The organism is Rhizobium etli CFN 42 (assembly GCF_000092045.1).
Classification (GTDB): Bacteria; Pseudomonadota; Alphaproteobacteria; order Rhizobiales; family Rhizobiaceae; genus Rhizobium; species Rhizobium etli.
The window spans coordinates 2,071,598-2,085,148 of sequence record NC_007761.1 but is presented as its reverse complement, the minus strand read 5'-3'; the positions used below and the strand labels follow the sequence as shown (position 1 = coordinate 2,085,148).

15 protein-coding genes are annotated in these 13,551 nt (G+C 56.4%); 9 read left to right on the top strand and 6 right to left on the bottom strand.

Features of this window, described 5'->3' with window-relative positions:
- Nucleotides 1–9: 9 nt before the first annotated feature.
- Both RHE_RS10220 and RHE_RS10215 read right to left on the bottom strand, forming a co-directional pair.
- Entirely contained in the window at nt 10–4,071 is a 4,062-nt protein-coding gene (locus tag RHE_RS10220; RefSeq protein ID WP_244425787.1) for a helix-turn-helix domain-containing protein, read from the bottom strand.
- A gap of 240 nt (nt 4,072–4,311) precedes the next feature.
- Entirely contained in the window at nt 4,312–4,869 is a 558-nt protein-coding gene (locus RHE_RS10215; protein ID WP_011425267.1) for a recombinase family protein, read from the bottom strand.
- Between the two features lie 275 nt (nt 4,870–5,144).
- Here RHE_RS10215 and RHE_RS10210 point away from each other — a divergent pair, with 275 nt between their 5' ends.
- The 4 genes from RHE_RS10210 (at nt 5,145) to RHE_RS10195 (ending at nt 7,074) form a co-directional block, all read left to right on the top strand.
- Nucleotides 5,145–5,384 carry a hypothetical protein gene (locus RHE_RS10210; protein WP_042118409.1) on the top strand — a complete coding sequence of 80 codons (240 nt, stop codon included), beginning with the start codon at nt 5,145–5,147 and terminating at the stop codon, nt 5,382–5,384.
- A gap of 98 nt (nt 5,385–5,482) precedes the next feature.
- Nucleotides 5,483–5,797, top strand: coding sequence for a hypothetical protein (locus tag RHE_RS10205; RefSeq protein ID WP_011425266.1), 315 nt, complete (start codon nt 5,483–5,485; stop codon nt 5,795–5,797).
- Nucleotides 5,798–5,805: 8 nt separating this feature from the next.
- A complete protein-coding gene (locus RHE_RS10200) occupies nt 5,806–6,165 on the top strand; it encodes a hypothetical protein (RefSeq protein ID WP_042118405.1) in 360 nt (119 codons plus the stop codon).
- Between the two features lie 150 nt (nt 6,166–6,315).
- A complete protein-coding gene (locus RHE_RS10195) occupies nt 6,316–7,074 on the top strand; it encodes a hypothetical protein (RefSeq protein WP_011425265.1) in 759 nt (252 codons plus the stop codon).
- Between the two features lie 72 nt (nt 7,075–7,146).
- Here RHE_RS10195 and RHE_RS10190 read toward each other — a convergent pair whose 3' ends face one another.
- The 4 genes from RHE_RS10190 to RHE_RS10170 form a co-directional block, all read right to left on the bottom strand.
- On the bottom strand, nt 7,147–7,482 hold the full coding sequence (locus tag RHE_RS10190; RefSeq protein WP_011425264.1) for a DUF3768 domain-containing protein: 336 nt from the start codon (nt 7,480–7,482) through the stop codon (nt 7,147–7,149).
- Nucleotides 7,479–7,679 (bottom strand): hypothetical protein, encoded by a 201-nt coding sequence (locus tag RHE_RS10185; RefSeq protein ID WP_042118403.1) that lies wholly within the window; start codon nt 7,677–7,679, stop codon nt 7,479–7,481. The genes RHE_RS10190 and RHE_RS10185 overlap by 4 nt, the downstream gene beginning before the upstream one ends.
- Before the next feature lie 791 nt (nt 7,680–8,470).
- On the bottom strand, nt 8,471–8,983 hold the full coding sequence (locus RHE_RS10180; RefSeq protein WP_166486901.1) for a hypothetical protein: 513 nt from the start codon (nt 8,981–8,983) through the stop codon (nt 8,471–8,473).
- A gap of 477 nt (nt 8,984–9,460) precedes the next feature.
- Nucleotides 9,461–9,973 carry a hypothetical protein gene (locus RHE_RS10170; RefSeq protein WP_011425262.1) on the bottom strand — a complete coding sequence of 171 codons (513 nt, stop codon included), beginning with the start codon at nt 9,971–9,973 and terminating at the stop codon, nt 9,461–9,463.
- Nucleotides 9,974–10,722: 749 nt separating this feature from the next.
- Between RHE_RS10170 and RHE_RS34870 the strand changes: the two genes are divergently transcribed.
- From RHE_RS34870 to RHE_RS10155, 5 genes are all read left to right on the top strand, one after another.
- Nucleotides 10,723–10,857, top strand: coding sequence for a hypothetical protein (locus tag RHE_RS34870; RefSeq protein WP_276328759.1), 135 nt, complete (start codon nt 10,723–10,725; stop codon nt 10,855–10,857).
- Between the two features lie 119 nt (nt 10,858–10,976).
- The gene (locus RHE_RS10165; protein ID WP_011425261.1) at nt 10,977–11,852 is read left to right on the top strand and encodes a phage integrase N-terminal domain-containing protein; all 876 of its coding nucleotides are present in this window, start codon (nt 10,977–10,979) and stop codon (nt 11,850–11,852) included.
- Entirely contained in the window at nt 11,849–12,151 is a 303-nt protein-coding gene (locus RHE_RS10160) for a hypothetical protein (protein WP_011425260.1), read from the top strand. Before RHE_RS10165 ends, RHE_RS10160 begins: the two co-directional genes overlap by 4 nt.
- Nucleotides 12,145–12,285: a hypothetical protein gene (locus RHE_RS33540; RefSeq protein ID WP_166486900.1), complete on the top strand. Its 141-nt coding sequence runs from the start codon at nt 12,145–12,147 to the stop codon at nt 12,283–12,285. The genes RHE_RS10160 and RHE_RS33540 overlap by 7 nt, the downstream gene beginning before the upstream one ends.
- A 162-nt stretch (nt 12,286–12,447) precedes the next feature.
- Nucleotides 12,448–13,524 (top strand): hypothetical protein, encoded by a 1,077-nt coding sequence (locus tag RHE_RS10155; protein ID WP_011425259.1) that lies wholly within the window; start codon nt 12,448–12,450, stop codon nt 13,522–13,524.
- Nucleotides 13,525–13,551: the final 27 nt, after the last annotated feature.

Sequence of the window (13,551 nt, the reverse complement as noted above, 5' to 3'; positions counted from 1 at the left end):
TGAGCGCGGTTATCGCCAATCAAGCCGCTCAGCATCATCATCATGCCAGCGAGCATCCTGCTCATAACCTTTAGCGATGTTTTCAAGAATGGCGGATGTACGCGGCCACTCTAGTGCGGTAGCGCGCGACCATTCACGATACGTCGCCACCAACTGGTGTTCCTGCACCCCCCCATCACCCGGCAATCTCGTTGTCACACCCCGAAGATTGCGACGACCAATCATAACCCCGGTATCGACTTGTCCGCTTCGAACACTTTCAATCACCTCACGAACAGCCTCTGCTGGCCAGATGCTGTCCTTACCCACCCCCGAACACGCAAGAATTTCGCCAATTTTCTGGTCCGCGATATCTTCCCTTCCCACAGACCGCGCCAGTCGCCTTGCCTCTCGGACCCAGCCTTCGAGCGCTGTTTGGTCGATGGTGCCATCATCGGATGATCCCGGCACGACGTCCCACAGACGCAAGAGATCAAACGCTTTATGTGCCAGAATCTTGGCACGCTCTGGTTCTAGTTGGACATCATCAGCGACGCCGCTTTCGTCGCTGGGTTTATAGATTGCTGAGATCATCTCCACGAAAAGCTGCGGATTGGAAGCCAATTCGCGCATGATCAACTTGGCTGGGCGCTGCGAGTATTCCAGCAGGGGAAGATACATCCACTCCAACATCAGCATATCGTTTGCGTCCAAATCCTCACGCTTATCCAGATCCGCGAAAATCTCAGCCACGTAGTGCTGGAACATGGTCGCTTCGTTGCTGTCGGTCTCGGAATCGATCGGCTGCTGAGCAGCCTCCCTTAATACGCGGACGAGCAAATTTGAATCGAGCTTCATGCCATTGTGCGAGCGTAGTCCGACAAGATGGACCGCATGACGAGCCCGACCAACCTCTATCAATTTGTTCAAGGCGAAAGCGGTGTCGGCAGGCTCTTCGTCAACCAAAAGGATCGGCGCTTTCCTCCAGTATTGAGCCTCAATTTCGGCACCTATCTGCCCGGCCAACAACCACGTCCCTGAAGAGACCGGAAGTGCAAGCAGAATTGTGAGGATTGCGTCGTCTGCCCCGCCCCCCTCTTTCACTTGCGCAAGCAACGCTTCAGCCCAGCCATCAGCCTTTTTTCCCCGAAGAGCGAATATTATGCCTCGTGCCAATCCAAAGCCATCTTCCCCTTCGCTCATCAGCGCACGTAGCAAGATTTCGTCTTGCTGCGTTGGAACGCCTAAATCGGCTTCCGCTACAGCGATTCCTAAGAAGCCCTTTTCCTGAACTGTGTGAACAAGAGCGAACACCCCGTCGACGCCAAGATTGCGGAATATGTTCTCAACGGCCTTTCGCCGTTCCTCTTGAAGCTGCGCGTCTCTCTCACTCCATCCACCGACAGGGTTCGGAACTGCTGCCGAGGTCTCAAAAAGCCACGAGACTTGCCCGATTGGATCATGAGGATTGAGGGAATCATAGATTTCCTGAAAGTGCGCGAGCTCTTCTTCCGGGAGCGCCCACGCTGCATCGCTAAAATTGCGGTTATGGTGCAGAATTGCACGCAATTTTGTTCGCAATGCGCGGCGGTCATCCTCATTTGTTATCTGGCGGTGGAGTTCTTTCAGCTTCTGTAGGGCTTCTCCACGTTTCGCTCCCAAGTTAGCCCACCGGTCAAGTAACGCCTCCCATCGAGAAACGTCAGTCGAAACATCGACAAGGAGGCGATCGATTACGGCCAACGCGCCCTTTTCAATAACTGCATATGTAACGACCTCCGGCGCCCTTGCGTAGAAGTCACGCCAGCGCGGAGTTGGAGCAGGTGAAAAGGAATCGTGCCCCTTTGGAAGGATCGCCAACATTAGCTTCCATGCCGCTTTGGGAAACCGTAGACGCAACCGGTCAAGCACACGGAGCCTTTGCTCCAAGGTTGCATGTGTTTGCGGTGCCCAGAGGAGGAATGTTGTTTTCAGACTATTACCAGGACGGTTGGTATAGCGGCCGCCTGGGTCTATTTCGTCAAGCGCGGCAAGAATGGATGCAACACGGCCAAGATAATCAGGTGACCAAGCAAGGGCTTCGAGCGCCCACAACAATGGTGACAGATGCTCGGTGCCAAATAGAGGAGAATCGTCCTGCCCAAACAGGACAGCCACGGGGCTATTATCCATAACTAGTGCATCATCAAGAGCACTGAGAAAGCTCAAGGGTGAAGCCTCCGCCAAGAGCCGAAAGTCTCTCGACAGCGACCACCAACGCTGACGATCAGCCCCATCAAGCAGGTCTCGCACAATACCATCCGGCAATCGATCGGCAGATGGCACGGACGACGCAAAGCTGCCGAACAAGGCCAACAGGATCAGCACTTCGCCGATTCCATGGCGTAAATGCTCAGAAAATTGCGGGTGCACGCCTCGGATCGGCGCGTACCAACGCTCCTCCTGAGACATCTCAAACCGAGGATCTGTCGCACTCAGAACGTCGAAAGCAACCGCAGCGAACCGCTCGACGTGAACGGTTGAAAGATGGCGGGCAAGCAGGCCCCAAGCATCACGTGGCGACGCAAGCTTCCAAGTGGAACCAACGCGGCGCAGCGGGCTGTCAAAATTTCCTGCGAAACCGGCAATACCCGCGACAAACTGCTCGTACGGCATATCGGCCAATCGTGACAGGATTGTTCTATCACCCTCATTACTCTCATCCCATCCGCCCGCCAACAATGATGCGAGTAGCGACTGCGACGGAGCTTCTTGCGCCCAGCGGGGCAAACGTCCGGCAACTCCCGGCATTTGACGCCGCAGAATGCTGAGGCTGCGAGCGGACTCTCGCGCCAAACTCTTTGCGGACTCTGGCGGAACACCAATCCCGTGAAGAGAAACTTCGATGCTCTCACGCGATGGACGCTCCAGCACAACTTCGATTTTAGATGAGGCGTTGTCCTGACCATAGGCCGCAAGTACGTGATGCCCCTTTTTGGCAAGCAGTTGCACCAGCCCCGGTTCCGGATCTAAGACAACAATAATCAATGGTGTCGCACTGTCACCTGCCAACCTTGCCATCTCGGGACTTGCCGCGACGAGGCATCGGCAAAGATAGTGCTCCGCAATTTCCTGAGGAAGTTGGGTGATCGCAGAATAGAAGAAAGCAGAAACCTCTTCGGGGCTTTCACCCTTCACCGCTAACACTGACGAGGGCTCTCGAAGCCACCGAAGAACACGGGTAGCGCTTTCATCGCGGTCGCTAAGCAACAACTCGGTCGAAAGGGGCCAGCGGGTTGCGAGCGACCACTCAAGCCAATGCTCGCGAAGATCAAGCGCTCCTACAGGACGCTTACCGAGTGCAATGGCAAGCCATAAACCAATGGCAGGATACAACTCGATCCAGTGGACGAGATTGGTACCATCATAAGCGCGGACATCCCGGAAGATATTCTCTGCTCGCCGCGCCTTCAGCCAAGCCGCCTTTTCCGGCCAGTGTCGGGGAGTTACAAAAACAAACGTTGTCTCGTCAGGCTTGAGTCCCAAAGGATCTTTAGCGCGTTTGTTAAAATCATCAGTCGCCTTGGTAGCGATGCGATCCCGCTGCGACCCGATCTCCCAACCGGCAGTACCTGCCGGAACGAATTCTGTATCCTCGCTCGCCTCGGTTATGCCGTCCCAGCCGGAATACTGGACACCCTCGTCGGATGGAAACTGCAAAGACATCGGCCGTGCAGCCCTGGCCAATTTGGCCAGAAGCGTAGGCATAGAATCTTGCCCGTCGCGCCGCTCGGCCCATTGGGCAAGGTCTGTGGCGTCAACCCATCGGATAGGGGAACCACCACCGCCATTCTGGGGAAGCGCGGGCAACGGTGGGCCGATGACTGCACCTCCCTCGCGAAATGCAATGCCTGCCGCCTCAAGTGCGCCACGGATTGCCTCGGCATTTTGCGCGATGGGAGTTCGCTGTCCACGCTCGAAATCCGCTACCGTCGACGTTCCCACCCCCGCATGGGTCGCAAGATCCTGCTGTGACCACGCCAATAGCGCGCGCGCTGCGCGGGATTGAGCGGGAGTGATGGCGCCTAACGCGCCGGAAGAAGTTGGGTGCATCGACATCAGTGAATTTATATGACATCATGGAATAAATAGCAAAAAGCGAAAAGGATCGAGCGCAATGGACAGGCTCGAGGTGAAGCTCAGCCGGTATTTGTCGCTCAAGGCAGAGGGAAAACTAGCACTGTCGGTGTTGGCGCTCATAACCATTTGCGGCGGAATCGGCATGACAATTTGGACCTGGCACTAAGCAGCCATCTTGGGATGTGATGCGGTCATAGGTGCGCAGGCGAATTCCTAACGCTCTGCACCCCGTACCCGTGAAATTGTGCTCTCGCTCACGCTGAAGGCTTGCGCAATTCGCGCACACGGCTCGCCTCGAGCTTTCCTATCCATCACCTGAGCCCTCTGGCGCTCACTGAGCTTTGGCTTGCGCCCGAACTTCACGCCACGAGCCTTCGCCATTGCACGGCCATTGGCCGTGTTTGCCAGAATCCTCAGACGCTGCATACGACCTACCCAGCCGCGAAAATAGGCGATCACGTCGGCAAAATCGAAAGCCGTGTCGATGTACGGTTCGTCGAGAAGACGAAGCTGAGCGCCTGCGCTCTCAACTTCCCTGAGGATCAAAACCAGATCGAGCGGGTCCCGGGCAACACGATCCGACTCTGTGGAGAGCAGGACATCGCCAGGTTCGAGACCTGCCAACAGCCGCAGAAATTCCGGCCGCCCTTTCGTGTCTTTACCGCTCTTCTTCTCGTGGATGATGCGCTCGCAACCAGCCTTTCGGAGCCTGTCGAGCTGATAGGCGAGATCCTGCTTTTTCGTGGAAACGCGGGCATAGCCGTATATCATTGCTGTAGCCTGCCAATTAAAGCGACAGGAACAAGGGAAATCGACACGTCGTCAACACTTTGTATTATTTTATATTAACTCTCCACCGCGACATTCATAAATCACGACTTTTGCAAGAGAAGTAGATTCACATTCTGTTACAGCATTTATATTTCAGCAATACCTTATGTAATTGATCTTACTATTTAGACTCTGTCTGCAGTTTCTCGGTCACGCAACCGTCAAAAGTCGTGATTTTTGCTATCCCAGGCCTTTATCGCGCAAGGGAGCAACACATGGCGGATTCCTTTAAATTATCGACATTCATCTGGATTGCGGCGGGGCTTCTGGTGCCTCTCTGGCCCATCAGCCTGCCGATCTGCTTTTATTTCGCTTACCGCTCCTTCAAGGACGGCACGCCGCCGAGCGGCAGCCTCACCGACCTCCAGACCGCAGTCGAGCTGCACAAGTCCGGCAATCTCTCGGACGAGGAGTTGCGGGCCATCCGCGCCAAAAGCCTCGTCGGCCGGACTTAAGATCGCGGCGGGAGCTCCTCCCCCAACTCCAAGCAGCCCCACCCGCCGACAGCGAATGCACGTCGGTTTTCTCTTTCAAATTACCCTGAGGTCACCGCATGGTCACGAAGTTCTGGAAATGCCTCTTGCTTGCCCCGGCCGTCTTCATTTTGCCGGGATGGTCGCTGTTCGGCGGGAGCGACGGCCCGTCAGCCGACGTGGCTGCATCCTATCTCACCAACGAACTCGGCAACGTCTCCAATCTCAAACTCTCCAACTGCTCGGGCGACGACACGCACCAGTCCTGTATCGCCGCCTACAATCGGACCTTCGGCCCCGGCCGGTATTACGAAGAGCTGAACATGGATTTCCAGAAGACTCCTTCGGGCTGGAACGTCACCCGCTACCGCGTCATCAAAACCGACATCCTGTGAGGCCCCCCATGTTCAAACGCACCCTGACACTCGCCGTCCTCCTCGGCACCATCGTCGTCGGTACGGCACGCGCCGACGACAGCTGGGACCGCTACCGCCTGATCACCAAGCATTTCGGTTACATGGAAGGCTGCAACTACATGGGTCAATCCCCCATGACCGCCCAATTCATGGAGAAGCTGCACCAGAAAATAAACCAGTTTGAAGCCTCTCACGGCTTCAAGACAGCCGATATCGATGCCCTATTCGAGGTCAACAAGGCAGACACGCTCAACGTGATGCAGACCGGCTGGCTCGACGGCCCGCAATGCTACAAGACCGGCGAACTGCTTAGCGCCAAGCTTAAAGACGACGTGTTCTGGCAGTAAATCCGCTGCGCTTTGAATGCATTGCCGGCCGCCTCAAGGCGACCGGCTATCCGGATTGTACGGTTTGATCGCTTTCTCGCGTCAGCCACGTGGCGCTATTCCCGAGGCCGCCGCGCCCCATCCCCTTCATTTGCACCACGAGGCCCGTTTATGCGTTCGACGCTTGCCAAAGCCCTACTCACACCCAGCATCATCGCCGTCCTCGCCGGCTGCTCCGATGACCGCTCTCCCCTTCAGGGAACGTGGGAACTGCACAGGCGTGGTGAAACCCGGCTCCTGGCGACGATTGACTTTCAGAAGGACGGCAAGGCCTCCATCTATGACCAGGATTCGTCCACAGTGAGCGCAAGCCGTCCCTGGAGCGTCTCGACGGACAACCCGCCCGACAGCTACGCGGGCATCCTCAACATCGCGTTTGGTGAGCGCGAAGAAAACAGGGTCGCCTGCGCTTACAAGATCAGCGGCACGCAGGTGACGTTCGGCGAGTGCTCGCCAGGCGACTGGAACGCGATGACGCTGATACGCATTCAACCAGACCCGGACATCTCGCCATCGGCCGACCAGGTTCTGGGCAAGTGGCAATGGGACGACCACGGTCAGGCCGTCACGGTCGAACTGCTCAAGGACGGCCGGGCCATGGTCACGCCTGAACTCAAGGGTCAGGGTGTGCTCGACAGCCTGGCATCGACATCCGGGGTGGGCACTTCCTTTTATAGGGAAGGCGGTTGGAGGTTGGCCAGGTATGCCCCCTCGGGCTATGACGGCATCCTTAAGGTGTCGATACCGGGCGACAAGCACTTCTCGTGCGCCTACAAGGCCGCATCCCAAAGCCTCACGTTCGCCGACTGCACATCCGAAAACAACGACGCCGGCCCTTACAACGGCATGACATGGACCCGTGCCCAATAAGGTGACGGCGCACGGGCTCTCGGTCCGGCAGAATCCAAGGCGACCGTCACCGGCCGCCTTGGCTTAGTGGCATCAGTATTCATCAGCCCGCATCACGGTCAGCACCCGGCAAGTGACGGCAGGATCGGCCGGATCCGGCGAGCCGTAGGTCTTGTCACGATCGCAGTAGTCGATCTTCCAGAAGTAGCGTACACTGCGGTGCACGAAGCTGCCGAAATCATGCTCGCCGTGCGGATCATTGTCGGCACTGAAGGCATCAAAGGTCCTCACCTGATGCAGCACGGCGCCGAGATCGTGTCCGGACAGGCCGGCCACACCACTGGTGAGAACCATCTCGCCACGCGGCGGGAACGGGAACGCGCGCAGCTGGTCGTTCAGCTGGCGGATGCGAAGGGTGGACGCGCTCATCGCGCGTCTCCCTTCGATTTATCATCCTGCTTCGGTTTGCGGACCACGAGCCGGCCGTTCAGTGGCAGGCAGCTGAGGCTGATAGTGAAGCCGTCGTCGTGCGTCCAGGCACCGCCGATCTTGGTCCAGAAGGCTTTCTTGCCCTCACCCTCGATGTGAAAGACCTCGTGAGAGGGTCGTTTACTTTCGGTCGTCATTGGGATTCTCCCGTTGGTTACCCGGCTCGCCCCTTGCGGCCGGTCGGGATCTCACAGCGACGTAAAGCCCGAGGCGCGGCACGCGCCGGTCCCCGTCAACGGCAACACGGGAGCGCAGCGAAGGGAGCGGGCAGCTAGATTGACGGGGACGTGCCACGACGCAAAAGCCCGACCACACCAGGCCGTGAGGGAGAGACGGTCACCCCGGAACCCAGACTCAAAAGCATCGACAAAGACGGACAAATTGGCGGGTAGGCAGATCCTTCACAGGGCAATATCGAATGCTGCCCAGGCGATCAGCGTCATCATATAGCCACTGCCTAGCAAATGCTCTCGGATGCTTCGTTATGTCTTCCCCTTAAGAGCCGATGAAAAAAGAAGGGCGTGAGGAGAGTTGTTCACAGACATTTTACCTTTCGAACTTTTCGCGATCCCATTGCCTGGTGGGTGCCCTCATGGCGATGCGACGGTCCGCGTCTCGGAACCTTCTGCAATGTTGAACCATTCGGCCTGAGTAACTGCAAACGATCGCCGTGAAATAGCCGTAAGGCTTTGTATTACCTGAAATGAGATCTTGTCATTTTGCAAAGCGGACTTAAAACGTACTTGATCGAAAGGTATTTTTCTAACCTTGTGATTGTGATATTGTCTTAGTCGCTCAACCACAAACAGGCGTCACATGGAGCATCTAAAGCTTTTGATCATCTTCTCGCCATTCATAGGCGGTGCCATCTGCTTTGCAGTCGTGGCATTCATTCTCGAAAAAAAAGGCCTTCTCCGTTAGGAGAAGGCTATCTTGTTATTCTCAAAAAATACTCGTGATCCTCTTTCTCGATTCGGCTGTCCATGTTTGGAAGAGAATGTAACGCTCGCAGCATCATCCCGCCGCAGCCAAATAGAATTATTGTGAATGATAGACCTATGTATATCCCGGTGAATACGCCGCTAAACTCCCCGGAATTGTAACCTCTCAAAACGTGGGAAATCGCGATTGTAACAAACAACGGGGCCCCAAAAAGCAACCCCTTTAACCAGAAATTGCGGTGAATTCCCCTGATTGCGGCACGCTTCGTTGTTGCGCCAAGATCCGAGACTTTGCGGTTATTCTTAGCCTTCATAAATACAATGTTATTTTCTATTGAGACGCCAGAAATAGCATCCAACGCTTTATTAACGCTGCGCTTCTTTTGCATCAAAAACATGGAAATCATAAAATATAAAGCAGGCAATCCATAGTACCAGCACTGAGGCACAAGAATAAGACCGACAAAGGTGATCGAATGGGTTAAAAGAAATGCATACATTAATTGCTCGTCTGATGCTGTAACAAAGTGTTTGTTCCAGAAACGAATCACGTAGAAGTTAATGTATATCAGAGACCCATTAAATAATGTTATCGTGCATATCAGACCACACAGCAGCATTAATTTCGCGGACTGATATTGTCCCCCGAAAGAATTGAAAATATAGCTGAAATATTCTCATGTATAGACACTAAGAACGTTGGAGGAGCTGCCGCAATGCCAATGTAAGTAGCTATGAGAAAGAAGAGATTTGCGGTGAGTGTCCCGTAAAGCAGAGCAGTGGGCTTAAGCTCGATACCTTGATCCTGAAATGCGTCATTAAAGGAGGTGGCCATCAACTTCTAGTCTCGTTTTCAGGGGCCTATCAGGAAGATCGGAATATGAAGCAACCAATGATTGCCCAATATCTCACAGCAATACAAGAACCTGCAATTTTATTTATTCGCGGCACGCCTTCAAGCGTCAGCAAACCGCGCGTTATTGATTGGGTTTCCGTCCGAAGCGGTCGATGATTTCAATCACTGTCCGCCACAATTCTTCTTTCACCATTTCAAGCGGTGTTGGATTTTCGTTCTCAGGAACGCCGTTGGTGTAGATGTGGCCCCGCCACTCCCCCAATACGAATTTTCCTCCTAAGTCGATCTCATTATTCCGTACGACTATCGCTACGTACTCGGGATCACTCGCGATTCGCCGCTTTGGCAACTCTGGCAGCGGAAATGGAATTTCTGACCCATGCCAAAGCCCCTCCCCAGGGTTTCGTAGCTTGACCGTCACTCGCCAAGCGCCATAGTCGTATTTTGCTGGCTGATAGATATGCACAACCACCCTATCGTCGATCCGATCGGCATATTTTCCGATGAATTCTTCAATAAGCTCTCTTAGTTGATCCGAGGGGGTTTTGTCGAATGAGGTAGCAATAGCTTCAAAATCAGCCTTAGTGGCCTTATCAATTCGCGCCCGAATTATTTCTGTTTTTTCATCGGCCATACCGCGATCTCCGTGCTACAAATTCTCATTTTCGTGATTTGTAGCGCGTTTTGGTTCCGGCGTCAATTTATAGGGTAACAAGAGGTGCTCGGTCCCGTTATCGTGGGGCGTTGCGGGTCTCCCGCAGAAGGGGTGGCGTAAAACCGCCCGCGGGTTGCAGACAGGGGAAGGCCTTCCCCACCAATTCCATTCCCACATCACCCAACAACATCAGTCAGCCGTCCGCACTCCCGCCAAGCGGCGCGCAGCCGCGCCCTGCCCGCGAACCAGATGGGCCAACCATCGGAAGGTGGCCCCACTCCGATCCGCCGATACCCGGCGTCGCGCCAGTCTGTGCTCGGGAGACCGCCGATAGGCGGCGGCACACGACTTGCGCAACGCCGGAGGCGGATCAGGGTGCCACCCCTGCCGAAAGCCCATCGCCAGCGAGCGGAGCACCCGGCGCAAAGCAGCGGCGGGACCGGTCGGACATCACATGTCCGACCGTACGGACGGCGGCGGGTCCGTCACTCGCCAATCCCATTGGGGAGTGACGGACCCGCCCTCGCCCACTACCGAAGCCATTTTCCCGCAAACGATCCCACGTGACCGACAAATGACGCCCGTTCCGATCGGAACGAAGCGGCATCATTTTTTAGGCAACACGCTGGCACTTATCAGGCGACCTCGTTCACTATCCCGCTCGGTCAAGCAAGACGCCTGATCCATCTCACCCGACCTTTTTCCCACCCAACAGGAGAGCACTATGCATGCTCATACCATCCGAGCGCCGCCGCGGCGGCGCCACCCCGGACGCCGGTTCCCCGAACCGCCGCCGGCCGCCCAACAGGGCAAACCCACTCGGCCAGCCGCCCGGCTGGCTCAGGACGGCTCTTACCGCATGAAAGGAGACTAAACAGCATTCCCTGGCCCCCGCCGCGGATGTCTTTTCGCGGGGTGACCTGATCTAAGGACAGGCATCGGCCATCAACACTCACCGCCTTGAACAAAGGAAACGAGGCTGATGGACGATCTGACCATGGACCTGGTGCGGGTGTGCCGCCGCAACCGGGACGGCGCCTACGGCACCCAAAATAACCGCCAACGCGGCCTTGCCGCGATGGCCGAAGAACTCCTCGAACTCGGCTATCGACTGCCGACCGCGGCTTCGCTCAAACCGAAGCACGTCGAAGCCCTTGTCGAGAAATGGCTGAACGAAGACAAGACCGACGCCAGCATCCGCAACCGGCTGACCTGGCTGCGCTGGTGGGCCGAGAAGATCGGCAAACCTAACGTGGTCTCCCGCGACAACGCCGCCTACGGCGTCGCCGAACGCGGCGAGGTCACGCGCAACCGCGCCCAGGTTCTCGACCAGAGCCGCCTCCAGGCCATCGAAAGCCCGCATATCCAGGCGTCCCTCCTGCTGCAGGTCGCGTTCGGCCTGCGCCGCGAAGAGGCGATCAAGTTCCGCCCGCAGGTCGCCATGCGCGCTGACCATATCAGCCTGCAGGGCAGCTGGACCAAGGGTGGCCGCTCACGGACCATCCCCGTGACCACCCTCGAGCAGCGCCAGACCCTCCACCACATCGCGGCCCTCGTCCAAGGCCAGGGCTCGCTGATTCCGCCGGACCTCACTTATGTCGAACAGCTCAAACGCTACGAGTACCAGACCCACAAGGCCGGACTGCGCAACACCCACGGGTTCCGCCACGCTTATGCGCAGCGCCGCTACCAAGCGCTCACCGGCCTCGCCTGCCCGCTCGCGGGCGGCAAGACCTGGAAGGAGATGACCACCAGCGAACGCGACGCCGATCGTGCCGCCCGGCGGCAGATCTCGGCCGAACTCGGCCACGGGCGGCTCAAGATCACCGATACCTACCTGGGGAGGGCCTTCCAATGAAGCGCGCCGAAGGCAATTTCCTGATGGCCACCAATGTCAGGACCAAATACGCTAACCAACTGTTCACTCCGGCGACCGTCGCTGCCGGCATCGATGAGGTGGCCTTCCGGGGCCTGCGCCAGTACCGCATCGTCCAGGACCAGCCGTTCGACCTGTCCGACACCGATGCCGCCAAGGCCCTGGAGGAATGGCTTGATGAGGAGCAGTTCCATTACATATGGCGTCCGACGTTCATCGAACGCGACGCGCTGCGGCCCGCCATCACCACCGAGTATCCGGAGCTCGAAATCTCATGGTGATCCTGATCCTCCTCGCGCTGCTGCTAGTGCTCCAGTCGCTGCTGACCGTGACTGGCCTGATTGCCCGACTTGTGTCGGGCATTCTGGGCTTGATCCTCCTCTACATCCTGGCGATGCGGCTTCTCATCGGCTGAAGCCGCTCAGCCAATCCATTCCCAGCCGAGGGAAGACAGACGTTCTCGACACCAGCCACCCCGGGCTGAATTCGTGCAGATGAACATGCACGCGTTGATGCGGCACGATGACAAGGCTGCTATCTGAGATATTGTTGGTCGAAATATGCGTGGAGGCGGTTGATGGAAAACGAAATTGAGATCCGAAAAATTCCCCCGTTTCCATCACGAGCCCTCGTGATCGCCGCAGCGAATATGCTGCGGGCCGAAGGGCACGACGGATTTGACGCCATGCGCCTGGCATGGGATCTGTTGGAGACCGATGCCGGGCGGGGATCAACATTGGCCGCAAGGGCCACGTCGCTAGCCACTTATGCTCTCAAGAATCCGGAATTTCGGACGCCTGATGGCGTCTATTTGCAGTCTGCAATCGTCGCGAGGGCCGGCGATATCTATCGCAGCGGCTGGATGACCAATATTGGCGAGAATGAACGCAACGCCTTCGAAAAGGCTTCCACAGAAGCCGGCTCGATGAACGACGTCTCCCAAACCGGCGTCGTACGATCTACGGGAAGTGCCGAGACCACGTTCAATGCGCCGAAAGCGGATTTATCCGATGAGCCTCAAAAAACGACAGCAACGAGACTAAAACGCAACGTCATCAACATGGAGGGGAAAATGAATAATGGCGATACTAACAACGGACTGAGGTCGGATGCGGATCGAAAACCCGGTTTTTGGGAAGGCGTCAAAAACAAGGTCATCGAGAACGTCGGCGTAGCCATTGCAGGCGTCATAACAGCCACGATTTTGGCGACTGCCGCTGTGACATGGGCGGCAATAAAGAAATGGGTGGTCATTGATATTCCGTCGGGACTGGTCATAGCGTCAACCCGCGAATGCCGCGATCTTGCAGGCGGATCTTGGAGCGCCTTCGACGCAGCAGGCGGTAGGTTTATTATCGGCGCGGGGGGACATCCCACCAATCCTGGCGTGACTAAATCCTACGCGGTGTTCACGAATGAAAGCGATGCACCGCCAACAGGGATGGTAAAATCCACAGGTGGTACAGAATCGATAACCATTGCCGCTGTCACCCCACCGACACTGGACATGGACACGCCAGATGGCTATTTGAGAAATAACAATCCTAACTATAAGGCAGTTACCGCCGTCAGGATTTCTGGAGGAGGCAGTCTAAGCTACCCCCTGGAGAGTATTCCTCCCTATGTTGCGCTTTATTACTGCAAAAAGAATTGAAATTGCAGCAACAGTTCCTTCGTTGCG